This window comes from Streptomyces sp. PA03-1a, from assembly GCF_033792805.1.
Taxonomy (GTDB): Bacteria; Actinomycetota; Actinomycetes; order Streptomycetales; family Streptomycetaceae; genus Actinacidiphila.
Map to the genome: position 1 here is coordinate 1 of NZ_JARAVO010000122.1, position 26,696 is coordinate 26,696.

The 26,696-nt window shown below is 73.5% G+C and carries 31 protein-coding genes and 1 pseudogene; 16 read left to right on the forward strand and 16 right to left on the reverse strand.

Translation table 11 applies throughout. The annotated features are described in order from the left end of the window. Window positions 1-174: pseudogene (locus PV341_RS25705) on the forward strand (nuclear transport factor 2 family protein); the annotation flags it as partial. Here the strand turns inward: PV341_RS25705 and PV341_RS25710 are convergent. Then, window positions 140-967: a helix-turn-helix domain-containing protein gene (locus PV341_RS25710; RefSeq protein WP_500321506.1), complete on the reverse strand. Its 828-nt coding sequence runs from the start codon at window positions 965-967 to the stop codon at window positions 140-142. The pseudogene PV341_RS25705 and the gene PV341_RS25710 overlap by 35 nt on opposite strands. A gap of 59 nt (window positions 968-1,026) precedes the next feature. Next, on the reverse strand, window positions 1,027-1,779 hold the full coding sequence (locus PV341_RS25715; protein ID WP_500359072.1) for a class I SAM-dependent methyltransferase: 753 nt from the start codon (window positions 1,777-1,779) through the stop codon (window positions 1,027-1,029). A gap of 100 nt (window positions 1,780-1,879) precedes the next feature. On the opposite strand from PV341_RS25715, the gene sph reads away from it, so the two are divergent. After that, complete coding sequence (sph, locus tag PV341_RS25720) at window positions 1,880-2,866, forward strand: sphingomyelin phosphodiesterase (protein ID WP_500321504.1); 987 nt, start codon at window positions 1,880-1,882, stop codon at window positions 2,864-2,866. A 59-nt stretch (window positions 2,867-2,925) separates the two neighbouring features. Here the strand turns inward: sph and PV341_RS25725 are convergent, their stop codons facing one another. The 3 genes from PV341_RS25725 to PV341_RS25735 all read right to left on the reverse strand — a co-directional run bounded on the left by PV341_RS25725 (window position 2,926) and on the right by PV341_RS25735 (window position 7,435). After that, window positions 2,926-3,753 (reverse strand): aldo/keto reductase, encoded by an 828-nt coding sequence (locus tag PV341_RS25725; RefSeq protein WP_500321503.1) that lies wholly within the window; start codon window positions 3,751-3,753, stop codon window positions 2,926-2,928. 109 nt (window positions 3,754-3,862) lie between these two features. Then, on the reverse strand, window positions 3,863-5,695 hold the full coding sequence (locus PV341_RS25730) for an AMP-dependent synthetase/ligase (protein ID WP_500359074.1): 1,833 nt from the start codon (window positions 5,693-5,695) through the stop codon (window positions 3,863-3,865). Between the two features lie 213 nt (window positions 5,696-5,908). Beyond that, window positions 5,909-7,435, reverse strand: a complete 1,527-nt coding sequence (locus PV341_RS25735) for an MFS transporter (RefSeq protein ID WP_500321501.1) — start codon at window positions 7,433-7,435, stop codon at window positions 5,909-5,911. A 123-nt stretch (window positions 7,436-7,558) separates the two neighbouring features. On the opposite strand from PV341_RS25735, the gene PV341_RS25740 reads away from it, so the two are divergent. Beyond that, on the forward strand, window positions 7,559-8,533 hold the full coding sequence (locus PV341_RS25740; protein WP_500321500.1) for an Lrp/AsnC family transcriptional regulator: 975 nt from the start codon (window positions 7,559-7,561) through the stop codon (window positions 8,531-8,533). Here the strand turns inward: PV341_RS25740 and PV341_RS25745 are convergent. After that, the gene (locus PV341_RS25745) at window positions 8,511-9,365 is read right to left on the reverse strand and encodes a LysR substrate-binding domain-containing protein (RefSeq protein ID WP_499514900.1); all 855 of its coding nucleotides are present in this window, start codon (window positions 9,363-9,365) and stop codon (window positions 8,511-8,513) included. The genes PV341_RS25740 and PV341_RS25745 overlap by 23 nt on opposite strands. Window positions 9,366-9,488: 123 nt before the next feature. On the opposite strand from PV341_RS25745, the gene PV341_RS25750 reads away from it, so the two are divergent. After that, window positions 9,489-10,526 (forward strand): bile acid:sodium symporter family protein, encoded by a 1,038-nt coding sequence (locus PV341_RS25750; protein ID WP_500359075.1) that lies wholly within the window; start codon window positions 9,489-9,491, stop codon window positions 10,524-10,526. 28 nt (window positions 10,527-10,554) lie between these two features. Here the strand turns inward: PV341_RS25750 and PV341_RS25755 are convergent, their stop codons facing one another. Further along, entirely contained in the window at window positions 10,555-10,926 is a 372-nt protein-coding gene (locus PV341_RS25755) for a DoxX family protein (RefSeq protein WP_500321498.1), read from the reverse strand. Between the two features lie 30 nt (window positions 10,927-10,956). Then, on the reverse strand, window positions 10,957-11,811 hold the full coding sequence (locus tag PV341_RS25760) for an MBL fold metallo-hydrolase (protein ID WP_500321497.1): 855 nt from the start codon (window positions 11,809-11,811) through the stop codon (window positions 10,957-10,959). 116 nt (window positions 11,812-11,927) lie between these two features. Here PV341_RS25760 and PV341_RS25765 point away from each other — a divergent pair, with 116 nt between their 5' ends. After that, a complete protein-coding gene (locus PV341_RS25765; RefSeq protein ID WP_500321496.1) occupies window positions 11,928-12,050 on the forward strand; it encodes a hypothetical protein in 123 nt (40 codons plus the stop codon). After that, the gene (locus PV341_RS25770) at window positions 12,050-12,643 is read left to right on the forward strand and encodes a histidine phosphatase family protein (RefSeq protein ID WP_499514905.1); all 594 of its coding nucleotides are present in this window, start codon (window positions 12,050-12,052) and stop codon (window positions 12,641-12,643) included. The genes PV341_RS25765 and PV341_RS25770 overlap by 1 nt, the downstream gene beginning before the upstream one ends. A gap of 29 nt (window positions 12,644-12,672) precedes the next feature. On the opposite strand, the gene PV341_RS25775 is transcribed toward PV341_RS25770, so the two are convergent. Beyond that, entirely contained in the window at window positions 12,673-13,047 is a 375-nt protein-coding gene (locus PV341_RS25775; protein ID WP_500321495.1) for a cupin domain-containing protein, read from the reverse strand. Window positions 13,048-13,137: 90 nt separating this feature from the next. Between PV341_RS25775 and PV341_RS25780 the strand changes: the two genes are divergently transcribed. From PV341_RS25780 to PV341_RS25800, 5 genes are all read left to right on the forward strand, one after another. After that, complete coding sequence (locus tag PV341_RS25780) at window positions 13,138-13,590, forward strand: MarR family winged helix-turn-helix transcriptional regulator (protein WP_500321494.1); 453 nt, start codon at window positions 13,138-13,140, stop codon at window positions 13,588-13,590. Beyond that, window positions 13,584-14,243: a hypothetical protein gene (locus PV341_RS25785; protein WP_500359076.1), complete on the forward strand. Its 660-nt coding sequence runs from the start codon at window positions 13,584-13,586 to the stop codon at window positions 14,241-14,243. Before PV341_RS25780 ends, PV341_RS25785 begins: the two co-directional genes overlap by 7 nt. After that, window positions 14,240-15,238, forward strand: a complete 999-nt coding sequence (locus PV341_RS25790) for a nucleotidyl transferase AbiEii/AbiGii toxin family protein (protein WP_500321492.1) — start codon at window positions 14,240-14,242, stop codon at window positions 15,236-15,238. Before PV341_RS25785 ends, PV341_RS25790 begins: the two co-directional genes overlap by 4 nt. A 115-nt stretch (window positions 15,239-15,353) precedes the next feature. After that, complete coding sequence (locus PV341_RS25795) at window positions 15,354-16,106, forward strand: hypothetical protein (RefSeq protein WP_500359077.1); 753 nt, start codon at window positions 15,354-15,356, stop codon at window positions 16,104-16,106. A gap of 123 nt (window positions 16,107-16,229) precedes the next feature. Then, entirely contained in the window at window positions 16,230-16,592 is a 363-nt protein-coding gene (locus PV341_RS25800; RefSeq protein WP_500321490.1) for a UBP-type zinc finger domain-containing protein, read from the forward strand. A 60-nt stretch (window positions 16,593-16,652) separates the two neighbouring features. Here PV341_RS25800 and PV341_RS25805 read toward each other — a convergent pair whose 3' ends face one another. The 4 genes from PV341_RS25805 to PV341_RS25820 all read right to left on the reverse strand — a co-directional run bounded on the left by PV341_RS25805 (window position 16,653) and on the right by PV341_RS25820 (window position 20,188). Then, on the reverse strand, window positions 16,653-17,501 hold the full coding sequence (locus tag PV341_RS25805; RefSeq protein WP_500359079.1) for a thioesterase family protein: 849 nt from the start codon (window positions 17,499-17,501) through the stop codon (window positions 16,653-16,655). A 2-nt stretch (window positions 17,502-17,503) separates the two neighbouring features. Then, complete coding sequence (locus tag PV341_RS25810; protein WP_499514913.1) at window positions 17,504-18,094, reverse strand: TetR/AcrR family transcriptional regulator; 591 nt, start codon at window positions 18,092-18,094, stop codon at window positions 17,504-17,506. Between the two features lie 126 nt (window positions 18,095-18,220). Next, window positions 18,221-19,072 carry a formate dehydrogenase accessory sulfurtransferase FdhD gene (gene fdhD / locus PV341_RS25815; protein WP_500321488.1) on the reverse strand — a complete coding sequence of 284 codons (852 nt, stop codon included), beginning with the start codon at window positions 19,070-19,072 and terminating at the stop codon, window positions 18,221-18,223. 234 nt (window positions 19,073-19,306) lie between these two features. Then, window positions 19,307-20,188: a hypothetical protein gene (locus tag PV341_RS25820; RefSeq protein WP_500359080.1), complete on the reverse strand. Its 882-nt coding sequence runs from the start codon at window positions 20,186-20,188 to the stop codon at window positions 19,307-19,309. A gap of 89 nt (window positions 20,189-20,277) precedes the next feature. On the opposite strand from PV341_RS25820, the gene PV341_RS25825 reads away from it, so the two are divergent. From PV341_RS25825 to PV341_RS25835, 3 genes are all read left to right on the forward strand, one after another. Next, a complete protein-coding gene (locus PV341_RS25825; protein ID WP_500359081.1) occupies window positions 20,278-20,922 on the forward strand; it encodes a hypothetical protein in 645 nt (214 codons plus the stop codon). Window positions 20,923-20,975: 53 nt separating this feature from the next. Then, complete coding sequence (locus PV341_RS25830) at window positions 20,976-21,935, forward strand: rhomboid family intramembrane serine protease (protein WP_500321485.1); 960 nt, start codon at window positions 20,976-20,978, stop codon at window positions 21,933-21,935. 118 nt (window positions 21,936-22,053) lie between these two features. Then, window positions 22,054-22,734: a GntR family transcriptional regulator gene (locus tag PV341_RS25835; RefSeq protein WP_499514919.1), complete on the forward strand. Its 681-nt coding sequence runs from the start codon at window positions 22,054-22,056 to the stop codon at window positions 22,732-22,734. A 30-nt stretch (window positions 22,735-22,764) separates the two neighbouring features. Here PV341_RS25835 and PV341_RS25840 read toward each other — a convergent pair whose 3' ends face one another. Continuing rightward, the gene (locus tag PV341_RS25840; RefSeq protein ID WP_499514920.1) at window positions 22,765-23,280 is read right to left on the reverse strand and encodes a VOC family protein; all 516 of its coding nucleotides are present in this window, start codon (window positions 23,278-23,280) and stop codon (window positions 22,765-22,767) included. A gap of 72 nt (window positions 23,281-23,352) precedes the next feature. Here PV341_RS25840 and PV341_RS25845 point away from each other — a divergent pair, with 72 nt between their 5' ends. Continuing rightward, on the forward strand, window positions 23,353-23,991 hold the full coding sequence (locus tag PV341_RS25845) for a LysE family translocator (protein WP_500321484.1): 639 nt from the start codon (window positions 23,353-23,355) through the stop codon (window positions 23,989-23,991). 28 nt (window positions 23,992-24,019) lie between these two features. After that, window positions 24,020-24,337, forward strand: a complete 318-nt coding sequence (locus PV341_RS25850; protein WP_499514922.1) for a chorismate mutase — start codon at window positions 24,020-24,022, stop codon at window positions 24,335-24,337. A gap of 174 nt (window positions 24,338-24,511) precedes the next feature. On the opposite strand, the gene PV341_RS25855 is transcribed toward PV341_RS25850, so the two are convergent. Further along, complete coding sequence (locus PV341_RS25855) at window positions 24,512-25,906, reverse strand: OFA family MFS transporter (protein WP_500321483.1); 1,395 nt, start codon at window positions 25,904-25,906, stop codon at window positions 24,512-24,514. A gap of 289 nt (window positions 25,907-26,195) precedes the next feature. Further along, a partial coding sequence (locus PV341_RS25860; protein WP_500359082.1) for a CoA transferase occupies window positions 26,196-26,696 on the reverse strand: 501 nt, incomplete at its 5' end.

The following is a 26,696-nucleotide window of genomic DNA, read 5'->3' on the forward strand; positions in this document are numbered from 1 at the left end:
GCCGTGGGGGAGGTCGACGGGCACCACGACGTGGCGCGCTTCGCCTGGGAGCTGGGGCCCGCGGGGGCGGAGCCCGGGGCGGCGCCGATCGCCGGGTCCGACGTGATCACGCTCGCGGAGGACGGCCGGATCCGCTCGGTCAGCGGCTTCCTGGACCGGCTGCCGGCGGCGTGAGGGACCGAAGGGCGGCGGCGGTCTCCGGGTCGGCGGGGAGGAAGGTCTCGATCGCCAGCTCGGAGACCGTGACGTCCATGGGGGTGTTGAAGGTGGTGGCCGTGGAGATGAAGGACAGCACCCGGCCGCCGTGCTCGATGCGCATCGGCAGGGCGAAGGGGAAGACCTCGGTGTCGCCGGAGGTGGAAGGGTCCTCGGCGTGGCCGGGCGGGACGGGGTAGGCCGTGAGTTCCTCGTACAGGGCGCGCAGTGGCTCGTGGCCGCTCATCGTGATCTGACGCTCGATCCGCTCCAGCAGGTGCCCGCGCCACTGGCGGAGGTTGCGGATGCGCGGGGCCATGCCCTCGGGGTGGAGGGTGACGCGCATGGCGTTGAGCGGCGGCTGCAGCAGGTGCGGGGCGACGCCCTCGAGCAGGGCGCCCACGCCCTGGTTGGCGGCGACGACGTCGTACATGGCGTCCAGGACCAGGGCCGGGAAGGGGTCGTAGGCCGCCAGGAGACGGTCGAGGCTCTCGCGCAGCGGGTGCATCGCGGGGTCGCGCAAGGGGGTCTCCGGGTACGCGGGGGCGTAACCGGCGGCGATGAGCAGGGCGTTGCGTTCCCTGACGGGTACGTCGAGGTGCTCGGCGAGCCGCAGGACCATGGCCTGGCTGGGGCGGGAGCGGCCGGTCTCGACGAAGCTGATGTGCCGGGCCGAGCTGTCCGCGCGCAGGGCGAGTTCCAGCTGGCTGATCCGGCGCCGCTCGCGCCAGCCGCGCAGCAGCGTCCCCACCCCCGCCGTGGTCGTCGTCATCCCCCGACCGTAACCCAGGTGCGGGGCCGCAGCCGCGTCCGGCCGGCTGACCGGACCGCTCAACGGGCCGCCGCTGCAGGGGAGTCCTTGACGAGGGCGAGCAGCCGGTAGAGCGGGTCGGGGCGGGCGGTGTCCTGCCCGGGCAGCGCGGCCAGGCGGCCGGCGAGGGCCTGCGTGTCGCCGTCGCGCAGGGTGAGGGCGGAGGCGAAGTCGCCCGCCGCGATGCGGGCGGCCAGGTCGCGCGGGGTGCGGCCCTGGCCGTGGCCGGGGAAGCGGGCCCCGCCCGCCGGGCGCAGGCCGTGCGCGGCGGCCTGCCGCACCACCCGTTCCTCCGCGTCGTACGCCACCCGCGTGCGGAACGGCGCGAGGAGGGCGTCGACGTCGCTGCCCACGTCGTGCCCGGCGTCCTTGTCGACGGTGGTGACGAGCACCCCGCCGGGGCGCAGCACCCGTGCGCATTCGGCGATCACCGTGGGCGCGTCCGGCAGCAGATGGAGCAGCCACACGGCCGTCACCGCGTCCAGCGAGGCGGTCGCGAACGGCAGCCGGCGTACGTCGGCCTGGACGATCCCCGGCCCCACCCGGCGGGCGGCGAGCCGGGCCATGGCCAGGGCGGCGTCGGCCCCGAGCACGCGCAGCCCGGCACGGCCGGTGTAGCGGGCCGTGACCAGCCCGGTGCCGCAGCCGATGTCGAGCACCGTCCGGGCCGTCCGCGGTATCAGCCCGAGCACGGCGGCGGCCGCGGCCTCGGCCCGGGGGACGCCGCCGCGGGTGGCGTCGTAGATCGCGGCCTGCTCCTCGTAGTCCAGCACGTCCGTAGGCTAGCCGCCCGCCATCTACCCAGCGGTAACCAACTGCCCCTAGTCTCACGCTGTTTCCGCGACCGAGCTCCACCCGACTCCAGGAGAGCCCGTGAGACACGGCAGAGCCGCCGCCGCTTGCGCCTTCGTCCTGCTCATCGCCTCGTCCGCCGGTGCCGCCGGCACCGGAACCGCGGCCGCGGCCCCCACGGCCGCCGCCGCGCCCCCACTGCGGCTGGTCACCAGCAACGTGATGATGCTGCCGCGCACCCTCTACCCCAACTGGGGCCAGCTGCAGCGCGCCGACCTCATCGCCGCCTCCGGTTACGTCCAGGGCGCCGACGTCCTGGTCTTCCAGGAGGCGTTCGACAACGGGGCCTCCGACCGGCTGCAGGCGAACCTCAGGAGCCGCTACCCCTACCAGACCCCGGTGCTGGGCCGGTCCAAGAGCGGCTGGGACCGCACCGAGGGCGCGTACAGCTCGCTCACGCCCGAGGACGGCGGTGTGACGATCCTCAGCAGGTGGCCGATCCTGGAGAAGGTCCAGCACGTCTACGGCGACGCGTGCGGCGCGGACTGGTTCTCCAACAAGGGCTTCGTGTACGTCGTCCTCGACGTGAACGGCACCCGGGTCCACGTCGTCGGCACGCACACCCAGGCCGACGACTCCGCCTGCGGCAGCGGCGAGGCCGCGGGCGTGCGCTCGGCCCAGAACCGGGAGATCGACGCCTTCCTCGACGCCCGGGCGATCCCCGCCGCCGAGCCGGTCGTCATCGCGGGCGACCTCAACACCGACGCCGGCGGAGCCGGGTACGCCGGCATGCTCGCCGACCTGGACGTCGCGGCACCCGACGCCGACCCCGGTCCGGCAGCCAGCTTCGACCCCGCCACCAACTCCGTCGCGTACGACCGCTACCCCGACGACCCCGCGCAGCGTCTGGACCACGCGCTCCTGCGCAACGGCCACGCCCGCCCCGCCCGCTGGAACAACCGCGTGGTCGACGAGCACTCGCCCCTGTGGTCGGTCACCAGCTGGGGCACCACCTACACGTTCGACGACTACTCGGACCACTACCCGGTCGTCGCCGGCGACGTCTGACCGCGCGGGGCGGCGGCAGGCCCGCACGGCCCGCCGCCGCCCCGTGGCGCGTGCGTGCGTCAGTTGAACGACGTCGGGTCCGGGCCGAGGCGCCCGCCGTTGTCGAGGGCGTCGATCGCGGCCAGGTCCTCGCCGTCGAGCTCGAAGCCGAAGACGTCGATGTTCTCCCGGATCCGCGACGGGGTCACGGACTTGGGGATCACGACGTTGCCGAGCTGGAGGTGCCAGCGCAGGACGACCTGGGCCGGAGTCCTGCCGTGCTTGGCGGCGAGGGCGGCGAGGGCCGGCTCGTCGAGGAGGCCGCGGCCCTGGCCGAGCGGCGACCAGGCCTCGGTGGCGATCCCGTGGCCCGCGTGGAAGGCCCGCAGCTCGCTCTGGGGGAGGTTGGGGTGCAGCTCGATCTGGTTGAGGGCGGGTACGACGCCGCCCTCGTCGAGCAGGTGCTGCAGCTGGGCGACCGGGAAGTTCGACACGCCGATCGCCCTCGCGCGGCCGTCGGCGTGGATCTTCTCCAGGGCGCGCCAGGTCTCCCCGTACAGGCCGCGGGCGGGGGTGGGCCAGTGGATCAGGTAGAGGTCCACGTAGTCCAGGCCGAGCTTGTCCAGGGAGGCGTCGAAGGCGCGCAGGGCGTTGTCGTGGCCCTGGTCGGTGTTCCACAGCTTGGTGGTGACGAACAGTTCCTCGCGCGGGATGGCCGAGGCGGCGATGGCGCGGCCGGTGCCGCGTTCGTTGCGGTAGAGCGCGGCGGTGTCGATGCTGCGGTAGCCGGCCTCCAGGGCCGTGGCGACCGCGGTGGCGGCTTCGTCGTCCGGGACCTGCCAGACGCCGAAACCGAGCTGGGGCATGGTGACGCCGTTGTTCAGTGTGATGTCGGGAACCGTGCTCACGAGCAGGTCGTCCTTACGTCGTCGGAGGAGGACTCAACGTTGATCCACATTCCAACGATCTCCGCAGCGGCGGCATTCCCCGGCGCCCCCGTCGCCCCCGGCGCCCGCCTCAGGCGTGGTAGAGGGCGTCGATCTCGCGGGTGTACGCCTTCTCTATCGCCCTCCTCTTCAGCTTGAGCGAGGGCGTGAGCAGCCCGCCCTCCTCGGAGAACTGCCCGGCCAGGATGCGGAAGGTGCGGATCGACTCGGCCTGGGAGACGAGCGTGTTGGCGGCGACGACCGCGCGCCGGATCTCCGTCTCCAGGTCGGCGTCGTGGATCAGCTTGGCGATCGGCAACTGCGGCTTGGCCCGCATCGTCAGCCAGTGCCCGACGCCCTCGGGATCGAGGGTGATCAGCGCCCCGATGAAGGGCCGGTCGTTGCCGACCACGACGCACTGCGAGACCAGCGGGTGGGACCGCACGCGGTCCTCCAGGATCACCGGCGAGACGGACTTGCCGCCGCTGGTCACCAGGATCTCCTTCTTCCGCCCGGTGATCGTGAGGTAGCCGTCCTCGTCGAGCGCGCCGAGGTCGCCGGTGGCGAGCCAGCCGTCGTGCAGGACCTCCGCGGTGGCCTTGGGGTTGTTGAGGTACTCGCTGAAGACCTGGTCGCCGTACACCCAGATCTCGCCGTCGTCCGCGATGTGCACCGTGGTGCCCGGGATGGGTAGGCCCACGGTGCCGAAACGTGTCTGCTCGGGCGGGTTGGCGACCGCGGCGGCCGTGGTCTCGGTGAGGCCGTACCCCTCGAAGATCCGCACGCCCGCGCCGTCGAAGAAGAGCCCCAGCTGCCGGTCCATCGCCGAGCCGCCGGAGAAGGCGTGCCGGACCTTGCCGCCGAGGGCGGCGCGCACCTTGCCGTAGACCAGCTTCTCGTACAGCTGGTGCTGCATCCGCAGCGAGGTGCTGGGGCCGGGACCGGTGCCGAAGGCCCGGGCCTCGGTCGCCTCGGCGTGCCGCACCGCCACTTCCACCGCCTTCTCGAAGGGCCCGAGCTTGCCCCCCGCCTCGGCCTTGCGGCGGGCGCCCTGGAAGACCTTCTCGAAGACGTACGGGACGGCGAGCACGAAGGTCGGCTGGAACGAGGCCATCGCGGGCAGCAGCTCGGCCGCGGCCAGGTTGGGCTGGTGCCCCAGCCGGACCTTCGCGCGGACGGCCGCGACCTCCACCATGCGCCCGAAGACGTGGGCGAGCGGCAGGAAGAGCAGGGTGGACGCCTCGTCGCCGCGCTTGCTGTGGAAGACGGGCTCGTACCGGGCGACGACGTTGTCGCTCTCGGCCATGAAGTTGCCGTGGGTGATCACGCATCCCTTGGGGCGGCCGGTGGTGCCCGAGGTGTAGATGATCGTCGCGGTGGCCTCGGGGGTGACCGCCTCGCGGTACTGGTGGACCAGGTCGTCGTCGACGGACAGGCCGTGCCGGGCCAGTTCGGACAGCGCGTCGGAGTCCAGCTGCCACAGCCGGGTCAGGTGGGGGAGTTCGTCGATGACCGCGCCGATCGTCATCGCGTGGTCCTCGTGCTCGACGACGCAGGCGACCGCCTCGGAGTCGTGCAGCATCCAGCGGACCTGGTCCGAGGACGAGGTGGGGTAGATCGGGACGGGCTGGGCGCCGATCGCCCACAGCGCGAAGTCCAGCACGGTCCACTCGTAGCGGGTGCGGGACATCAGGCCGACCCGGTCGCCGAAGCGGATGCCCTGGGCCAGCAGGCCCTTGGCCACTGCCAGGACCTCGTCGCGGAAGCGCGCGGCCGTGACGTGCTCCCAGTCCGTGCCGTCCGCTCCGGCGCGGCGGCTCAGCACGATCCGGTCCGGCTCCTCGTCGGCATTGGCGAACACGGCGTCCGCCAGACCTCCGACGTGGGGTGCCGTCACCAGTGGGGGAATGGTGAACTCGCGCAACGTCGCTCCTCGACCGCCTCGGCGGTCACAGAACGTACCTGATACCACGTGCGGAGGGGAGGGGCGTGACAATCGGCTGTGAAGGCCCGCTTGGCTCCCTCACACCTTCGCGACGAGCCGATTCCCGGTTACCGCAAGGAACATGGCGCCGGAGGACGGTTTCCGGGCGGACCGAGGCCCGCCCGGACTCTCCACCAAATCCCCCCGCGGGGATCACGGCCGCTCTACAGCCCCCACAGGCTCGGATGCCGCGGCCGGCGCCGGCGCACCCGGCCGCTCCCGTACCAGGACGAGCACGACCGCACCCGCCAGCAGGCCGGCGACGCCGGCCGCCAGGGCCGCCGCGTCCAGGCCCGAGGTGAAGGCGGCGTGCAGCGCGTGGTCGGCCGCCGCGCGCCGGCCGGAGGGGACCCGGGCCAGCAGCTCCCGCGCTCCACCGCCCGCGAGCGCGCGGGCCGTCGCGTGCGGGGCGGGGGCCCCGGCGTCGCTCAGCGAGTGCTCCATCCGCGTGGTGAGCAGGGTGCCGAACACGGCGACGCCGAGCGCGTACCCCAGCTGCCGGAAGGTGTTGACCGCCCCGCCCGCCATGCCGGCCCGCCGCGGCGGCACGGAGGCCAGCGCGGCGCCCGCGATCGCCGGATTGACCAGCCCGACGCCGAGGCCCGCCACCACCAGGCCCGCGGTCAGCGCGGCCCAGCCGGAACCGGCGTCCAGCACCGCCTGGGCCAGCGCGCCGGCCCCGATGAGGACCATTCCGCCGCCGATCACCAGCCGGTACGGCGCCCCGTGCAGGAACCGGCCGCCCACCGCCGAGGCCACGAACGCCGCCAGTGCCAGGGGTATCAGCACCAGGCCGCCGCGGACGGGGCTCAGGCCGAGCAGCGTCTGCAGCCACAGCGAGGTGTACGGCAGGAAGCCGAAGGCCGTCGCGCTGAGCGCCAGCGCGCCGACCATGATCGCGGTGAAGGAGGGGTTGCGGAACAGCGCCAGGTCCAGCATCGGCTGCGCGGCGCGCCGTTCGACCACCACGAACACCACCAGCGCCGCCACGGCGCCGCCGAGCGTCCACGCCGTGCGGCCCGAGGCCCAGCCGGCCTCGTCCGCGCGGATCACGGCGAAGGTGAGCAGCCCGGCGAAGGCGGTGAAGGACGCCGTGCCCGGCCAGTCGATGCGGGCCCCGCCGTGGCCCCGGGACTCCTTCACCACCCGCAGCGTCAGGGCGATCGCCACGACGCTCACCGGCAGGTTGACGTAGAAGATCCAGCGCCAGTCCAGCGCCTGGGTCAGCAGGCCGCCCAGCACCGGCCCGAGTGCCGCCGCCGCGCCGCTGACCGCGCCCCACACGCCCAGCGCCACCGAGCGGTCGCGGCCCTGGTAGGCCGCGCCGAGCAGGGAGAGCGTCGTGGCGAACATCGCCGTCGCGCCGACCCCCTGCACCGCGCGCATCGCCACCAGGACCCCCGCTCCGGGCGCGAGTCCGCACGCGAGGGAGGCCGCCGCGAACAGGGCCGTCCCCGCGACGTACATTCGGCGCCGCCCGATCACGTCGGCCGCGGAGCCGGCTCCCAGCAGCAGGGCGGCCAGTGCCAGCGCGTAGATGTCGATCATCCACTGGAGGTCGGACAGCGAGGCGTCCAGGGCGTCCGCGATGTCGGGCAGCGCGACGATCACGATCGTCACGTCGATGAGCAGCATGAAGGTGCCCAGGCAGACCGCCACCAGCGGTCCCCACTTGCGCATGTCCTTCTCCGTTCCGTTCTTCCGTTCCGTGGTGGGTCCTCCGTACCATCGCGAGAACACCCGGGCTTCCTCCAGCCACAGGCGCCATCCCGCTGGAATCCGACACAATGAAGGAGAAGAGCGATGGATTCCCACACGCTCGATGAGCTGGACATGCGGCTGCTGCACGCCCTGCAGCTCGACGGGCGCGCCCCCTTCAGCCGGATCGCCGACGTCCTCGGCGTCTCCGACCAGACCGTGGCCCGCCGCTACCGCAGGCTCCGCGGCGACTTCGGGATGCGCGTGCTCGGGCTCCCCGAGCAGGAACTGCTCGGACGCACCCGCTGGGCGCTGCGGCTGCGCAGCACCCCCGAGGCCGCCGAGTCCCTGGCCAAGGCCCTGGCCCGGCGCGACGACACCGCCTGGATCTCGCTGATGTCGGGCGGCACGGAGGTGATCTGCGTGACGCGCCCGCGCAGTCACGACGAGCACGACGCGCTGCTCCTCGGGCGTCTGCCGCGCACCCCGAGCATCGTCGAGATCGGCGCCCACAGCATCCTGCACACCTTCTACGGCGGCGCCCTGGGCTGGTTCGCCAAGCGCGGCGCGCTCTCCGACGCGGAGGTCGCCGCGCTGCAGCCGCCCCCGCCCGAGCCGCCGTCCGGCACGGTCGTCCTCGACGCCACCGACGAGGCGCTGCTGGCCGTCCTGGCCAGGGACGGCCGCGCCTCCTACCCCGAACTGCACCGCGCCACCGGGCTGTCGGAGTCGGCGGCCAAGCGGCGGCTGGAGCAGCTGCGCGGCTCGGGCGTGCTCTACACCGACGTGCAGCTCGACACGGCGTGGATCGGCCACGACACCCGCGCCATCCTCTGGATCACGGCCGCCCCCTCCGCCCTGTCCGCCGTCGGGCAGGCGCTGGCCGCGCACCCCGAGACCGCCTACGTCGCGGCGACCACCGGATCGTCCAACCTCGTCGCCGTGGTCATCTGCAGCAGCACACCGCAGCTCTACCGCTACCTGAGCGAGTGCGTCGGCGCCCTGGACGGGGTCCGGCACGTGGAGACCGTGCCGTCGCTGCGCCTGGTCAAGCAGATCACGACCGAAGGGATCCGCTGAGGATCGCCGCCGCGAGCGCGTCCGCCGCCTCCTGCGCCGCGGGCCGCCGCCGGCCGTGCAGCAGCACGAAGTCGACGCCGCCGAGCTCCGGCAGCCCCGCGCGGGCCGGGACCCGCACCAGACCGGGCGGGATCAGCCCCTCGGCGTGCGCCATCACCCCGAGCCCCGCCCGCGCCGCGGCGACCAGACCGCTCAGCGAGCCGCTGGTGCACGCGATGCGCCACGCACGGCCGTGCCGCTCCATGACCTCCAGCGCCCGCGCCCGGGTGATCGCGGGGGCCGGGTAGAGGATCAGCGGGACGGGCCGCTGGGCCTCGGGGCGGTACCGCTCGCCGGCGATCCACACCAGCCGGTCGCTCCACACCAGTTGACCGTGGCTGTCCCCGGCCGCGCGCTTGCCCAGCATCACGTCCAGCCGGCCGGCGGCCAGCTGCCGGTGCAAGGTGGCCGACAGCTCCACCGTCAGCTCCAGGTCCACCTCGGGGTGGTCGCGCCGGAAGCGCTCCAGGATCTCGGGCAGCCGGGTCAGGACGAAGTCCTCCGAGGCGCCCAGGCGCAGCCGGCCGCGCAGGCGGGTGCCGGCGAACCAGCCCGCGGCGCGTTCGTTGGCCTCCAGGATCGTCCGGGCGAAGCCGAGCATGGCCTCGCCGTCCTCGGTCAGTTCCACGCTGTGCGTGTCGCGGGTGAAGAACCGCCGGCCGGCGGCCTCCTCCAGCTTGCGCACGTGCTGGCTCACCGTCGACTGGCGCAGGCCGAGCCTGCGGCCGGCCTGCGTGAAGCTCAGCGTCTGGACGACGGCGACGAAGGTCCGCAGCTGCACCGGATCGAACACGGTGCCAGCCTACCGCCGCTCATCGCGATTCGTGATGACAGTGAGTGCGGTCAAAGTCATTTACGATCTCCCGGTCACCGGGCACCCTGGAGAGGGCCCCGTCCAGCACCGATGAGGAAGCCCATGCGCCGCCTGCGTTACCCGTCCTGGCTCCCCGTGGACCCGTACATCGCGGCGCTCCTCGGCACCGTGCTCCTCGCGGCGCTGCTGCCCGCCAGAGGCGCCGGCGCCCACCTCGCGGGCGGGGCGTCCACCGGAGCGGTGGGGCTGCTCTTCTTCCTCTACGGCGTGCGCCTGTCCACCCGCGAGGCGATGGACGGACTGCGCCACTGGCGCCTGCACGGCACCGTCCTGGCCGCCACCTTCCTCGTCTTCCCGCTGCTCGGCCTGGCCTCCGGCGGACTCGTGCCGTACCTGCTGACGCCCGAGCTCCACACCGGCCTGCTCTTCCTGTGCCTGGTGCCCTCGACCATCCAGTCCTCGATCGCCTTCACCTCCGTCGCCCGCGGCAACGTGGCCGCCGCCATCTGCGCCGGCTCCTTCTCCAGCCTCGCCGGGCTCGTGCTCACCCCGCTGCTGGCCGCGCTGCTGCTCGGGGGGAGCGGCGGGGGCTTCACGGCGGAAGCGGTGCTCGGCATCGTGCTGCAGCTGCTGGCGCCCTTCGTGGCGGGTCAGCTGCTGCGCCGCTGGATCAGCGGCTTCGTCACCCGTCACAAGAAGGTGCTCGGCCTGGTCGACCGGGGGTCGATCCTGCTGGTCGTCTACGTCGCGTTCAGCGAGGGCGTGGTGCGCGGCATCTGGCACCAGGTCACGCCCCTGCGCCTGCTCGGGCTGCTGCTGGCCGAAGCCCTGCTGCTGGCCGCGATGCTCGCCGTCACCTCGTACGGCTCGCGCAGGCTCGGCTTCCCCCGCGCGGACCGGGTGACCATCGTCTTCGCCGGGTCGAAGAAGAGCCTGGCGGCCGGACTGCCCATGGCCTCCGTGCTGTTCGGGCCCCAGGCCGGGCTAATGGTGCTGCCGCTGATGCTCTTCCACCAGATGCAACTGATGGTGTGCGCGGTCCTCGCCAAGCGGTGGGCCCGGCAGGCGGAGGCGGCCGCGCCCGCCGCCGTCCCGGCCGCCACCGCACGGCCGCGGGAGGTCGTGGCCGGCCGGAGGTGAGCCCGGCCCGCCGAGGCGGCGTGCCCGCTCAGCGCAGGGCGTCGACCACCAGGACCGCCACCGCCATCGCCAGGAACAGCGCGTACGCGGCCAGGGCACGCCCCCGGTGACCGGAGCGCAGCTGGCACAGCAGCACCCAGGCGAAGATCCCCGCCGCCAGCGCGGCTCCGGCCACGCCGACGGGAGGGTGCCACAGCCCCACCAGGACCGCGACGGCGCCGAGCGTGTGCAGTGTGCCGAGCAGGGTGACCACCCACAGGCGCCGCCCCTCCAGGACACCCAGCCGGGTCAGCTCGTCGAGCCGTTCCAGGCCGGGCCGCGCACGGATGAGCTGGGCGACCGCGGAGGGGACGACTTCCAGCAGCAGGAGGACGGTCGACACGACGGCGAGTGCGAACACCCGGACAGTCTGCCGTACGTTCGAAAACCCTCAGTCCCCGCGGCAGATGACGAAGTCCGGGTAGGCGTGGCGTCCCGGCCGGTCGCCGATCTCCTCGACGGCCCGCCGGACCTCGCGGAGCTGGTCGACGGTCATCTCCAGCGGCGGCTCGTCGGGCTGGTGGGTGGTGCGGACGGGGTAGTCCACGCCCGGCTCGCGGGTCATCTCGATGTGGCAGCCCAGCACATGGGTGACCGGGCGCTCCCCGGCGAAGGCGACCAGCCGGTCGAGGGTGCGCCGGAAGGCGGCCCAGTCCTCGACGTACAGCCGGCCCGGGTAGACCGTGTCGCCGGTGAACAGGAAACCGGTCGCCGGGTCGTAGTAGGTGACGGCCGAGGCATGGTGGCCGGGCGTGGCAAGGCACTCCAGGACCCGCCCCCCGAGGTCCAGGCGCGCCACGCGGTCGGGGTCCTGGGTGAAGCCGAGGAAGTCCCAGGCGCCGTCGCGGTCCGCCGGTACCACGACCGTGTCCGGGCGGCCGGCGAACTGCGCGTCGCCGGCGACGTGGTCGCCGTGGGCGTGGGTGTGCAGCACGAGCAGCTCGTAGCCGGGACGCTGCAGGGCGGGCGGCCGCAGTTCGAACAGCTCGTCCACGACCTCCCGCAGCGGGAAGAACTCCTCCTCCGGCGTGGCCCCGGTGTCCAGGAGCACCGCGCGGTCGTCCCCGAAGAGCAGGAAGAGGAACGGCGCCTCGTAGTGGACCGCCTTGTTCTGCCGCAGGACGAAGGTGCGTTCGTCGTACTCGAACACCTGGATGTCGGGATCGGTGTTGTGCTTGGCCGATGCCGACCCGTGGATCCAGCGCACGTCGAGCGGCTCCGGCGCCGGAGGGGCGGATGCGTTCATGACCTCTTCTCCTGCCGGGAGTCGTGGCGCCGGCCGGACCGGCCCGCGGGTGCGCCCCGCCGGGCGGCGCGGGCACCGTTTTGTGCGTCCCACCGGTCGGGAGGGACACTGTCCACGTGACCTCACAGGCAACAGTGGCGATGTTCATCCAGCCTATCGGCGTCCTCGCCCCGGACCGCGAGGCCGGGTGCGCGGCCGGCGGCGACACCGAGGCCATCGAGAAGGAGGTGGCCCCCTGATGGCTCCGCGCCTCGTGCTCGTGCGGCACGGCCAGACCGAGTGGTCCAAGAGCGGCCAGCACACCGGCAGGACCGACATCCCGCTCACCGAGGAGGGCCGGGAGGCCGCGCGCCTGCTGGGCAAGCGCCTGGCCCGCGCCCCCTGGCACGACTTCCCCGGCGCCCGGGTCCGCACCAGCCCCCTCCAGCGGGCCCGCGACACCTGCGAACTCGCCGGGTTCGGCGACCGGGCGCGGACCTGGGACGCGCTGCGGGAGTGGGACTACGGCGAGTACGAGGGCCGTACGTCGCCGGAGATCCGGGAGGAACGCCCCGGCTGGGTGATCTGGCGCGACGGTGTCGTCGGCGGCGAGACCTCGTGGCAGGTCGCCAACCGCGCGGACGAGGTGGTGGCCTGGGCCAAGGAGGAGGACAGCGACGCGGTCGTCTTCGCCCACGGCCACTTCCTGCGCACCCTGGCGGCCCGCTGGCTGCGGCTCGACCCGATGCGCGGCATGGTGCTGAGCCTGGCCCCGGCCTCGCTGTCGGTCCTCGGCTGGGAGTACGGCGACCCCGCGATCACCCTCTGGAACGACACCGCCCACCTGCAGTGACGCGCTGACCCGCGGGGCGCCCGGCGGGTTCAGCGGGCCCAGGGCGGGCTGATCCGCGACCCGTCGGCGAGCACCGCCTCCAGACCGACGCCGGTGGTCACCCAGACGGAGGCGGGGCCCTCGCCCGGGTTCTCCAGGGCCAGGCGGGAACCGGCGGGCGCCGTGGCGACGTCGCCGGGGGACAGGTCGTACGCCTCGCCGTCGATGGTCAGGCGCGGGCTGCCGGACAGGACGAGGAAGACCTCCTCGCGGCTGATGGTGTGCGAGGTACCGGCGGTCCCGGCCGGTACCTCACCGCGCCACGCGCACAGTTCGGTGCTGCCGGTGGCGGTGCTGGCGTACGAGACGAAGCGGACGCCGTGCAGGTCGTGGACGACGGCGTCGGCGGAACGGACGACGGGCATACGGGCTCCTGTTCCCCGATGGGCAAGCAACTTGAGCAAGTTGCTTGCCCATATGCTCAAGCTGCTTGCGCACTGTGTCAAGGTGGCCGCATGAAGGACGAAGAGGCCCTGGCCATGGCCCTGGGCGTCAACCTGCTCGCCGCCGCCGGCGCCCTCACCGCAGCCATCCACGACGGCGTCGTCGCCCGCGGCTTCGACGACCTGCGCCCCGCCCACGGCTTCGCCTTCGCCCGGATGGCGGCCGGCGGCGCGACCGTCACCGAACTCGCCGCGCACCTCGGGGTGACCCGCCAGGCGGCCGGGCAACTCGTCGACGAACTCGAGGCCAAGGGCTACGCCGAACGCCGCCCCCACCCGGACGACGCGCGGGCCCGGCTCGTCGTCCTCACCGACCGCGGCCGGGCCTGCACCCGCGCCGCCGACCAGGCCGCCGCCGACGCCGTACGCCCCTGGGCCGACGTGCTCGGCGAGGACCGGCTGCGCGCCTTGTCCGCGGACCTGGGGCGGCTCGCCCCCGGCGGCCCGGTCCGGCCGGCGTGGTAGCCGGGACCCCGGCGACGGACTTCACCGGAGACTTCGAGACCCACTTCACGGTGCCGGCGCCGCGGCCCGGGGACGAGGAGCGGATACGCCACTGGGCGGAGCGCAACGGCCTCAAGTACACCCGCATCGTGCTCGACCGGGGCGCCACCCCCGACCAGCCCATGCTGACGGTGCGCGGCCGCGGCGCCCTGCCCGCGCAGCGCGCCGCCGCCGCCCGGTGGACCGGACGGCTGCGCGCCGAAGGGATCGGCGTCGCGCGCGTGAAGATCGAGGCCGCGCCCTGGAACACCGGTGTCCCGCGCACCCGCGGGCAGGCCCGTGCCCTGCCGCCCGGCTGCTACTTCGAGCACCACGTCAAGCTCGTCATCACCGACCCCGTCCGCCTGGACGAGGTCCGGGCGATCGCCGGGCGGCACGCCGCCCACGTCTCCCGCAACGCGCGCCGTGACCTCGGCGACCGCGGCCACGAACGCTTCGTCACCCAGCGCTGCCGCGACGTCGGGCGCCCCGAGGCGCGGCAGCGGCTCGACCGCCTCCTCGCGGACCTCACGCAGGCGGGCCTCACGGCGGTGGAGGTCGAGGAGGAGTTCGTCGTGCACGACGACCGGCCCGCCCTCGACGACGGCTGGATCGACGAGGCGCAGGCCCGGTGACCGCCCCCGCGGAGCGGGACCCGGCGGCCGCCGCCCGGAGGGCCGTCCTGGACCACCTGCTGGGCCTGGTCGCGCGGTCCCCGCTGGGCGAGTACCTCGTGTTGCGCGGCAGCATGGTGCTGCCTGCCTGGGTCGGCGCCGCCGCCCGCGAACCGGCCGACCTCGACTGGATCGTCCCGCCCTCCCTGGCGGTGCCGATCGACCCGCTCCACCCCTACCCGTACGTCGACGAGCGGGCCACCGTGCAGCAGTGGCCGGAGGCCGCCGACGGCGCCGTCCGCCCCGAGATCTGGACCGACGAGGAGTTCGGCACCGGCGGGCAGCGGGCATACGTCCCGCCCGAGGGCCTGCACTGGATCGCCGACCCGGAACCGGACGGCTCCGACGGCTCCGACGGCCCGCCCGGCGAACTGCTGGAACTGGTCCGGGCCCACCCCGACGCCGCCCCCGGCGTACGCCTCGACCCGGAGGGCGCCCGCGACGACGGCAGTTGGACCTACGCGGAGTACGACACGCCCGGCGTGCGCCTGGTCGTCCCCTGGCACGCGGACGGCCTGCCCCCGGGCGAGGTGCGCCTGGACTTCGCCCGCGACGAACGGCTCCCCGAGCCGCCCGTCCTGACCGCCGTGCCGCGCGGCGACGGCGGGCCCCCGGCCGTGGTGCTCACCGCGAGCCGTGAACTCTCCCTCGCCTGGAAGCTGCTGTGGCTGCAGGCCGACGCCGCCGCCGCGGGCCGCGCCCAGGGCAAGGACCTCTACGACGCGGTCCTTCTCGCCGAGGCGCCCGGCACCGCCCTCTCCCCGCGCCTGCTGCGCCGGGTGATGAGCCGCGAGCCCGGCCACCCGGCCTCCGCACCCCGCCTCACCGAGGTCGCCCCGCACTCCGTCGACTGGGATACCTTCCGCGCCGCCCACCCCCATGTCACCGGCACGGCCGCGGAGTGGCTCGACCGCCTGGCGCGTGCCCTGGACGGCGTTCTGACGGACGGTCGCTGACGCGCCGCGACGCACCCGGCGCGGCCCCACTCCGTGTCCGTCGCGCCGGGCGGTCGCCGGAGGCAGAAGAAAACGGCGCTCCGGCACTGCGCCCCACGGACTAGCCTCGGCGCTCGTGACTGCTGACCCCGTCCCCATACCGGCCGAGTTCGTCCGCTTCGCGGTCGCGCTGGAACCCGGCGAACTGGCCGTCGGCTACGCCTCCGGCCGCGTCACGGACGCCGACGCGCGACGGCTGGCGTTCCTGCGCCGGTGCGACCTGGGGGAGCTCGGCGGGAGGTTCGCCGCCCTGATGGAGGCGGAGCCGCAGGTGTGGCGGAAGGTCGCCGCCGACGCGGGTCCGGAGGCCGGGCGGGTCTGGGCGTACCTGGAGGGGGCACGGCGCGGGGAACCGGACGCCGCCGGGCGCGGGGAGTTCCTCGTCGGGCGGGCGGCGGCCGGGCGGGGCATGAACTGGGCGGACTCCGCTGTGCTGCTCGGGACCGACCGGCCCGAGGAGGTGGACGCGGCCTTCGCGCGCGAGGAGCCGCTGGTGGGCGTGGCGGTCATCGGGCTGGCGCTCAACCACCCGGACGCCGCCGCGATCCTGCCGCGCGTCGCCCGGGCGCTGGAGGCGCCGCATGAGGAACTGCGCCGGCAGGGCGTCGTGGCCCTGGCCCACGTCGCCCGTCTGCACGGCACCGTCGACGACCGGTGCCTGGAACTGCTGCGCGGCCTGCCGCCCGGGACCGAGGCGCATGACGACATCCTCGCGTACGTGCCGCTGCGCCGGCTGCCGTGGTGGCTGCGCCGATCCGGCTACGCGGGGCGCCTGCGGGCCATCGTCCGGCATCCCCGCATCGTCCTGAGGCGCCCCGGGAAGCGGTAGGTGTCGCGCGGACCGGGGCCCACGGGGGGGGCGAGGGGGCCGTCCCGCTTCGGCCGGTGGCGGCACGTGAGGGCGGTTAGCATGCCAGGAGAACGTGATCGCGGTTAAGGAGGCGGGTCCACCATGGCGGACGACGTCACGATCCCCGGCATCGACCCCACGTCCGAGCCGAGCGGCGCCGGCTGCGCCGACTGCGGTGCCGGTCAGGGACCGGGCTGGTGGCTCCACCTGCGCCGCTGCGCGCAGTGCGGGCACATCGGCTGCTGCGACTCCTCGCCCTCCCAGCACGCCACGCGGCACGCGCTCGAGGAGGGCCACCCGTTCATCACCAGCTACGAGCCCGGTGAGGACTGGTTCTGGAACGTCGAGACCGAGCAGTACTACGACGGTCCCGCGCTGTCCCCGCCGAACTCGCGCCCGGAGGGCCAGCCCTCCCCGGGCCCCGCGGGCAAGGTCCCCGAGGACTGGCAGGCGCAGTTGCACTGACGGCGCACCCCTTGGTCGGCACGGCCGCCCCCGGAGGGCACGGCCCGCGGCACGCGGCCGCTACGCGGCGCCCTCGGGCAGCCGCACCCGCGCCAGCTGCCGGGACTGGGCCACGAGCCGGCCCGCCGAGTCCCAGACCTCGGCGTCCTCCTCCATGTAGCCGTCCGCGAAGTTCCGGGTGGAGTGCTTCAGCCGCAGCCACCCCGGCTCGGGCCTGGCCCGGACGTGGGCGGTCAGCTCCAGCGTGGGGGCCCAGCCCGGGACGCCGAGGTCGAAGCTGACCGGCGGCAGGCTGTCCACGGCGAGCAGCAGCATCAGCGGGTCGGGCTCGCGGCCGTCGGGCATCCGCAGCCAGCCCTGCACCATGCCGCGGCCCGAGGGGGCGCCGACCGCCCAGCCTGCGGTGTCCGGGTCCAGCCGCAGCTCGATGCGCTCCAGCATCGGGGATATCTTCAGGAACTCCGGCGGCGCCACGTCGGTCCCCACGCACTTCTCCGGCGGCGGCATCTGCGGAGGAGTGGCGGAGGTGCGCACGTCGCCCGCGTGGTCGTGGCCGTTCAGATCGCCGTAGGTCGCCACCGCCCGCAGCCGTTCCTCGCCCTCCTGCTCCAGGGACACCATGCCGGTCGAGACGGTGCGGCCGCGGCGCAGGGTCTGCGTGCGGGCGGTCACCGGGCCCGGGCGCGACGTCGAGAGGTAGTAGGCACTGATCGAGAACGGATCCCGGTGTCCCTGCCCGTCGCCGCCCAGCTCCTCGGCGAGCGCCCGGCCGGCGAGGGCGAGCAGCAGCCCGCCGTTGACGCCCATGCCGATCCGCCACCCCTCGTGGAGTTCGGCGTCGTAGACCGAGGGCTCGCCCGGACGTGCCGTGACGGCCGTCTCGCGGTCGAATCCGTACTTCTCATGCATCGTCAGTGTTCCTTGAGGTCGAACGAGGTGAACAGCGCGTCGAGCGCTTCGTCGATGGACGCGGCGCCGGTGCCCAGGGCCAGCGAGCCCCACAGCCACAGCTGCGCCACACCGTGCAGCCCGGACCACACGGCGCCGGTGAGCGCCCGGGTGTCCGCGCCGGGCCGCCAGCCCTCCGCCTGCGCGGCGCGCACGAGCACGAGGAGGTGGTCGTCGAAGGCCGACATGCCGGCCCGGCCCAGTTCCTTGTCCCGGGGGTCCAGCAGGTCGTGCCGGAACATCAGGGTGAACATCGCCGGCCGTCCCAGCGCGTACGCCACGTAGCCGCGGGCCCCGGCCCGCAGCCGTGCGGCCGCCGGCGCGCCTTCGGGGCACGCCCGTACGGCCGCCTCGGCGCGCACGTTGAGTTCCCTGAACCCCACGGTGGCCACGGCCGACAGCAGCGCCGCCCGGTGCGGGAAGTGCTTCAGCGGCGCCCCGTGCGACACGTTGGCGCGCCGTGCAATGGCCCGCAGGGTCAGCCCCTCGACGCCGTCGTCGTCCAGGACGGCGAGGGCGGCGTCGAGCAGGCGCGCGCGGGGAGCGGTGGTCATGGTGGACAGTGTCCACCTCGAGGTGGACAGTGTCTACCTCGGGTCCTCGGATACGGCGGGACCGGCCGGCGCAGGGGGCGCACCTCGCCGGCCGGTCCCGCACGCGTGTACGCGTGCTGGGACGGGTCAGACCCGCCCGGCCGTCGGCGCGGGCAGGGCGATCCGCTCTTCGCCCGCGTACACGTTCATGGAGGTGCCCCGCAGGAAGCCGACGAGCGTGAGGCCGGACTCGGCGGCGAGGTCGACGGCGAGGGAGGACGGGGCCGAGACGGCGGCGAGCACCGGGATGCCGGCCATCACGGCCTTCTGGGCGAGTTCGAACGAGGCCCGCCCCGAGACCATCAGGATCTTCCCGGCCAGCGGCAGCAGGCCCTGCTGGAGGGCGCGGCCCACGAGCTTGTCCACGGCGTTGTGGCGGCCCACGTCCTCGCGGACGTCGAGCAGTTCGCCCTCGGACGTGAAGAGCGCGGCCGCGTGCAGTCCGCCGGTCCGGTCGAAGACCCGCTGCGCGGCGCGCAGCCGGTCGGGGAGCGCGGACAGCAGCGCGGGTTCGAGCCGCAGCGGCGAGGCGTCGGCGATGGCCCAGCGGGCCGTGGTGCGTACGGCGTCGAGGCTGGCCTTCCCGCACAGGCCGCAGGAGGACGTCGTGTAGACGTTGCGCTCCAGCGTGATGTCGGGGACGGGGACGCCGGGGGCGAGACGTACGTCGACGACGTTGTAGGTGTTGGACCCGTCGACGGTCGCGCCCGCGCAGTACACGATGTTCGCCAGTTCGTCCGCGCTCCCGAGCACGCCCTCGCTGACCAGGAAGCCGGCCGCGAGGGCGAAGTCGTCCCCGGGGGTGCGCATGGTGATCGCGAGTGGCTTGCCGTTGAGCCGGATCTCCAGCGGCTCCTCCGCGACCAGGGTGTCCGCCCGGTGGTCGACCGCTCCGTCCCTGATCCTCAGTACCCGACGCCGTTCGGTGACCCGTCCCATGTCGATCAGTCCCGGTTCTGTACGTGCTGGAAGCCGTATCGGCCCTTGATACAGAGGTTGCCACGGTGACCGCGCCGTCGTGCGGCGAGATCACCTCGACGAGTCCGCCGGCCCTGGGTTCTCAGCCCCGGACGAATACTGTGTACAGTATTCGTCTCCATGGGGTCAAGGGGTCGTAAAGGCGGTCCCGGCCGGCGTTCCGGCGGAGGGGAGTTCCGTTCCGCCGAGGGGAGTTCACGGGGAGAAGGGCAGGTCCACGAAAGCGGCGACGACGAGGTACAGCCCCACGGCGAGCAGCGAGAGCCCGGCGACGCAGAACAAGACCGCCAGCCCCGCGGGCTCGGACCACGTGCGCGTCGTCCGCTCGGGGTTGCGCGGGTCGTAGGTGATCTCCGCCCGCAGCGGGTCGCCGTCCACGTCGTTGCCCTCGCCGAGGTGCTCCCGGGGCACGCCCTCGAGGTCGGTGAAACGGTAGACGGGTTCGCGGCCGCCGTGCCGCTGCCTGCGGTCGAAGGTGGCGACCACCGTGATGCCGCGCCGGCGCAGGATCCGTGCGTCCCGCGCGGACCCCCATGCCCCGTGGAGCAAGCCCCCGGCGGCCAGCAGGGGAGCGGCGCCCAGCGCCCACTTCGCGACGGCCGCGCCGTCCCCGGTGACGGCCAGCCAGACCAGCACGGCGAGGTAGGCCAGGGCGCCGCCGGCCCCCGGGGCGTAGGTCCAGAAGCCGTCCGGCGCCCCGTCGTCAGGTCTCGCCCCGTCCTTCGCGGGGGGCGGCACGGACAGGACCTCGACGAGCGTGCCGCCGTCCTCCCGCGGCTCGTCGGCGTCGCGGGGCGGGAGCACGGAGTTGACGGCGGCGGCGAAGGCCGCGACCGCCTCGGCGCTGTGGTGCGTCAGTGCGTGGACCCTCGCGGGCCCTCGCGCCGCGGTGAGGACGATCTCCACCGTACGGCCGTGCCGCCCGGCGGCACGGACCTCCTCGATCGCGGCCGGCGGGATGCGCCGCCGCTCCGTCCCCTCGTCCAGCAGTACCTCGCCGGCCCGCAGACGGGCGGTCGCGCCGCCCCCTCGCAGCACCAACTCCGGTATCCCCGCGGCGGATGCGTCGCTCGTCACGGCATCACGGTAGGGGACCGGCCGGAGCCCCGAAATAGCATCGGCGTACGACGGCCGCGGACGGACGCGGCCGGGCGAGGAGGTGTGCGGTGGCCGGGGACCCGTTCTCGGTGGGCCGGGGGACGTGGTGGCGCATCGGCGTCCCGCTGGCCGCCGCGGCCCTGCTGGTCGCCCAACTGGCCTGGGGGAACGGCCCGCGACGGGAGGCGGCGGCGGTCTCCCGGCCGGGGGAGTGCGGCAAGGGCGCCGCGCGGCAGGTCGGCGAGCCCGGCGTGACACGCGCCATGGTCATCGGGAGCTATGGCGCGGACAACCTGCCCCGGATGAAGGGCAGGCCGACCTTCAAGGTGCGCCTCACCGTCTCGCCGGGACCGGACCGGCGCCCGCTGACGCTGCGGACCCCGCTGGTCGGCGCGGTCACGGTGCAGGTGCACGCCGGGCGCGGCGGCGGCCTCCTCGCCGGCGCCCGCGGCCTCACCGCCCGGATCGACGAGGAGATGTACGGGGCCGGCCAGGCCCCTCCCGCGACCGGCACCGTCCGCGTGACGCAGGACGACGTCCTCCGGCTCGTCGTCGAACTGCCGGACGGTGCCATCTGCCCGGGAGTCACCATGGCCGACCTCATCTCCATGCGTCCCGGCGGCAACGACGCCGCCGACCTCACCGTGGTCACCGTCGTTCTCGCCGACCGCGCATCCGGCCTGCGCATGGAGGCGCAGAGCGGAGTGGTTTGACGCACCGTGCCCGGGCTGGGTACAAACGTGCGACTCCACGTCCCGTACGCCGCATGGGGGGCCTTGCGCTCGTGAGCACCACGGACACCGATCAGGGCACCGAGCCGCCGGTCACCACCTGCTACCGGCATCCCAAGCGCGAGACGTACGTGCGCTGCACGCGCTGCGACCGCTCCATCTGCCCCGACTGCATGCGCGAGGCGGCGGTCGGCCACCACTGCCCGGAGTGCGTGAAGGAGGGCGGCAGGAGCGTCCGCCAGGCGCGCACCGTCTTCGGCGGCCGCGTGGCGACCTCGGGCACGCCGGTGGTGACGCAGATCCTGATCGCCCTGAACGTCGTCGCCTACCTCGGCGAACTGGTGCGCTCCGACCTCGTCGCGCGCTTCGACGCCCTGGGGCAGGGGCTGTTGGGCCCCGACGGCGTGGCGTACGTGTACGACGGCTCGGCGTACCCCGGCTTCGAGGCCGTCGGCATCGCCCACGGCGAGTGGTACCGGCTGATCACCTCGGCCTTCCTCCACCAGCCGCCGGGCCAGGGCACCTTCGGGATCCTGCACATCCTGTTCAACATGTACTCGCTGTGGACCCTCGGCCCGGCCGTCGAGGCCCAACTGGGCCGGATCCGCTTCGTCGGGCTCTACCTGCTCTCCGCCCTCGGCGGTTCCGTGCTGGTGTACCTGATCGCCCCGCACACCGGCGCCGTCGGTGCCTCCGGCGCGATCTTCGGCCTGGGCGCGGCCTACTTCGTCCTCAGCAAGCGCCTCCACCACGACCCGGTCGGCGGGCGTCAGCTCCTCATCGGCCTGCTGGTCTGGATGGCGGTCTCCGCCGCCGTGACCTCCTGGCAGGGCCACCTCGGCGGCCTGCTCACCGGAGGTGCGGTCGGCCTCGTCCTGGCCCACGCGCCCCGCAGGCACCGCGCCTTGTGGCAGGCGGCCGGGATGGCGGCGGTGCTGCTGGTGCTGGTGACCCTGGTCGTCCTGAAGACCTCCCAGCTCACCGGCGCCGCATAGCGGGCGCCGCGCCACCGGTGTGAAGCGCGTCACGCTTGGGTGCGGTGTCCGCGCCGGGGTCCTGCGCGCGTAGACTGTAGACGAAAGCCAATCATCCCCGGGAAAGGTTGGGGCCTCGATGCTGTCCAGCGGGCTGTCGCAGGGATCCGTGCCCAAGCTCCAGCGTCCGGGGCCCCTGCGTGAGCAGGTGTACGAAGCGCTGCTCGAGCTGATCATCACCCGCTCGCTCACCCCCGGCCAGCACCTGGTGGAGACCGAACTCGCCGGCCACCTCGGCGTCTCCCGCCAACCGGTGCGCGAGGCCCTGCAACGGCTCAACACCGAGGGGTGGGTGGACCTGCGCCCGGCCCAGGGGGCCTTCGTCCACGAGCCCACCGACGAGGAGGCCGACCAACTCCTGGTCGTCCGCGCCCTGCTGGAGACGGAGGCGGCCCGCCTCGCCGCGGCCAACGCCACCACCAAGGGCCTGGAGCGGCTGGACGGGCTGTGCGAGACGGGCGAGGCGGCCGTCGCCGCCGACGACGTCGACGCGGTCGTCGCGGCGAACGCCGCCCTCCACGCCTGCGTCATGGAACTGGCCGGGAACGCGGTGCTCGCCGAACTCGCCCGGCAGGTCGAGCGGCGCGTGCGCTGGTACTACACCCCGGTGGCCCGGCAGCGCGGCATGCAGTCGTGGGTCGAGCACCGCGAGCTGATCGCGGCGATCGCCGACCGCGACGGGGAGCGCGCCCAGCAGGTCATGCGCGCCCACACCGAGCACACCAGGACCTCGTACCACCAGCGCTCCCACGAGGACTGACCCCGCCCCGCCCCGCCGGGCCCCGCGGGCTCAGAGCAGCGGCTTGCCGTCGAAGTGGCCGAGGTCCTCGCGGTACAGCTCCACGTTGACCCCGTTGGGATCGCGGATGTAGAGGCTGTCCTCCACGCCGCGGTCCGGCCCGAGGTACTCCACCCCGGCCTCGTCCAGCCGGCGCTTCGCCTCGGTGAACTGCTCGCCGGTCACCGACAGCGCCAGGTGCTGCAGTCCGCCGATCGTCTCGTGCTGCTCGGGGTGCTCGTGGCCGGGGAAGTCGAAGAACCCCAGCAGGTTGTCGTGGCCGATGTCGAAGAAGAAGTGGCTGGAGCCCGCGTAGTCCCGGTTCTCCACCAGCTCCACCAGCGGGAAGCCCAGGAACTCCTGGTAGAAGCGGACGGTCTCCTCGACGTCGCGGCAGATGAACGCGACGTGGTGCACCCCCGCCGCCCGCGTCGCCGGTCGTTCCGCCGGTTCCCGCAGGTACCTCCCGCGCAATTCCTCCCGCCGGGCCCGTACGGCCTCCAGCTGCTCGCCCTGCGGCTCGCCCATGATCGATCCCGCCTCCTTAGACCCCGCGCTTAATGCGGTGCGCCGGAAGATATACCCGATTAGCCTCCGGGCATGGTGTCCATCGACCGACTCGCGGCATTCGCCCTGGTATCTCTGGTGCTCGTGGTGATCCCCGGCCCCAGCGTCCTCTTCGTCATCGGCCGCGCGCTCGCCCACGGGCGTCGTGTCGCGCTGACCTCCGTCGCCGGCAACACGCTCGGCTCCTACGTCCTGGTGGTCGCGGTCGCCCTCGGCGTCGGCCCCGTGGTGGAGCGCTCGGCGCTGCTGTTCGCGGCCCTCAAGCTCGCCGGCGCCGCCTACCTGGTGTACCTGGGGGTCAAGGCGCTGCGGCACCGCGGGGCCCTGGCCATGGTGTCCGGGGACGCGGGGGCGGCGCGCGGCGCGCTGCGCACGCTCGGCGAGGGCTTCGTGGTCGGGGTCTCGAACCCCAAGACGATGGTGTTCTACGCGGCGGTGCTGCCGCAGTTCGTCGACCGCCCGGCCGGTCACGTCACCGTGCAGATGCTGCTGCTCGGACTGGTCTTCAACGCGATCGCCCTCGTCTCGGACAGCACCATGGGCCTGGTCGCCGCCGCGGCCCGTTCGTGGTTCGCCCGTTCCCCGCGCCGCCTGTCACTGGTCGGCGGTGCGGGCGGCCTCGCGATGATCGGCCTCGGCGTCACCGTCGCCGCGACGGGACGTACCGACTGATCGGCGTCCCGCTGGTTAGGCTGGGCGGATGGACGACGGACACGCGGACGACACAGCCGCCCTGGAGCGGCTGCGCCACCTGCGCGGCAGCATCGACAACCTGGACGCGGCCCTGGTGCACCTCCTCGCGGAACGCTTCAAGGCCACCCAACAGGTGGGTGAGCTCAAGGCGGCGCACAACATGCCGCCCGCCGATCCCGGGCGCGAGGCGGAGCAGATCGCCCGGCTGCGCCGGATGGCCGAGGAGGCGCACCTCGACCCGGCCTTCGCGGAGAAGTTCCTGAAGTTCATCGTGGAAGAGGTCATCCGGCACCACAAGGCGATCGCCGCCGACCGCTCGGGCTGACGGACAGCCGCGTGGGCCCCAGCCGTGGCGTCCCACGGCTGAGGCCCACGTCATTCCGGCACGGCCCCCTACGACACGGGGGTGGTCCGGGGACGCCGCGGCGGACGGGAGGGACACCCGGTCGTCGGGCACGAGGTGCCGTGCCGGAGCCCCGGGTGCTCTCCGGCGGTCACGTCAGATCGCCTCCCTGCTGATGGGCTGCGGATTGGGCTCGATGTCCTTCTTCCTCGGACGTCCCGGCGGGGTGAGGAAGAGCGCGACGAAGCCGGCAAACAGCGAGATCGAACCCGCGAGGGTGAACGCCCCGCTGTGGCCCCAGTGGCTGACGACGAAGGCACCCATGCCGGAGCCGAGCAGACCCGAGACCAGCTTGGAGCTGTAGACCAGGCCGTAGTTGGACGCGTTGTTGTTCTCACCGAAGTAGTCGGCCGTCATCGCCGCGAACATCGGGAAGATCGCGCCGCCGCCGAACCCGGAGATGGACGAGAAGATCAGGAACAGCGGCAGGTTCTTGATGTCCGCCGACCACAGGATGCCGTACTGCGCGAGGCCGAGGACGAGGCAGACGAAGATCAGGCACTGCTTGCGCCCGTAGCGGTCGGACAGCCAGCCGATGACGCCGCGGCCCGTGCCGTTGACGATCGCCTTCAGGGACATGGCCGTGGCCACGATCCCGCCGGCGAAGCCCGCCTCCTCACCGATGTCGACCTGGAAGGCGATGCCGAAGATGTTCACGCCCGAGGTGCACAGCAGGCAGAACCACATCAGTGCGACCCGGCCGGTCCGCCACGCCTCGGCGGGGGTGTACTGCCGGACGGCGGGCGGGTTCTTCTCCATGGCACGCCGGGCCCGCGGGTCGTCGGGCACCTTCAGCGGGTCGACGTCGGCCGGCCACCAGTTCTTCGGCGGGTCCTTGAAGAAGTACCCCGCCACCGCGACGGTCGCCGCGAGGAAGACACCGACCGAGACCAGCACCCAGCGGAAGTTGGTCAGGTCCATGTAGCCGGTGAAGAGGAAGACGAACGGCACCGAGCCGTAGGCGAAGCCGCCGTTGACGAAGCCGGTCTTGCCCCCCTTCCGCTCCGGGTACCACTTGCCGACCATGTTGACGCAGGTCGCGTAGACCATGCCGGCGCCCATGCCGCTGAACATGCCGAAGCCGATGTACGCGACGACGACGTGCGGTGCGTACGCCAGCGACAGGTAGCCCAGGAAGGTGCCCAGGGCGCCGCACATCATCGCGTAGCGCGCCGGCAGCTTCCCGGACTCGCGGAGCTTGCCCGCCGGGAAGGCCACCGCGGCCTGGAAGAACACCCAGACCCCGAGCATCCAGAAGATGTGCAGGCTGCTCCACGAGTGCGCGGTGTGGAGCGTGTCCTCGGCGGACGCGAACGCGTACTCCGCCGAACTGATGCCCATCATGCCTACCCACGGCAGGATGACCATCCACTTGCGCTTCCGGCCCATGATGTCCATGTCGGACTCGCCGACGCGGAACACCCGGCCGTTGTGGTCGGTCACCTCTCGATAGGTGACGGGTGGTTGGGACGTCGATGTCGTTGACGCCATTGTCATGATTCCCCTGCCTCGAAAGAGTCTGGCCAGCGCCCCCTGGACCTGGGGCCGGCACGGGTCGGTCTCCGTGGAGACCGACCCGTGCCGGCCCCCGTGCTCTTTTCGTGCTGCGCGGCGGGCCCGGTCCGCGCGGTTCACGCGCGCCCGGCCCCGTCACGGGTGGTGCGTCGGGTCAAGGCAGCCCGGCTGCCCCGGCCCACCGGTGGGCGGTGCCCAGCACCGCCACCGGCTGCTCTGTGGTGTGCGACCGTACGTCCTCGCGCCGCCTGGCGTGCGCCATCGGTCAGATCACCCCGCCGGTCCGCAACACGCCCAGCTCCTCGGCGGAGAGGCCGAGTTCGGTGGTGTAGATGTCGTGGTTGTGTTCGCCGAGGAGGGGTGAGCGGTGGATGGTGGTGGGTGAGTCGGAGAGTTTGAGGGGGTTGCCGACGGTGGTGTAGGTGCCGCGTTCGGGGTGGTCGACTTCGACGACGATGTCGTTGGCCTTGAGGCTGGCGTCGTCGATGATCTCCTTGGTGGACAGGATGGGCCCGCACGGGATGTTGTGGGTGTTGAGTTCTTCCAGGACCTGCCATTTGGGCAGGGTGGTGGTCCATTCCTCGATGAGCTGGAACATCTTGGCGAGTTTGGGCAGCCGGGCTTCGGGGGTGGCCCATTCGGGGTCGTCGGCGAGTTCGGGGTGGCCGATGAGTTCGGCCAGGGGTTGCCAGCCGACGGGCTGCACGATGACGTAGACGTAGTCGTTGGGGCCGCCGGGGGCGCATTTGACCGCCCAGCCGGGCTG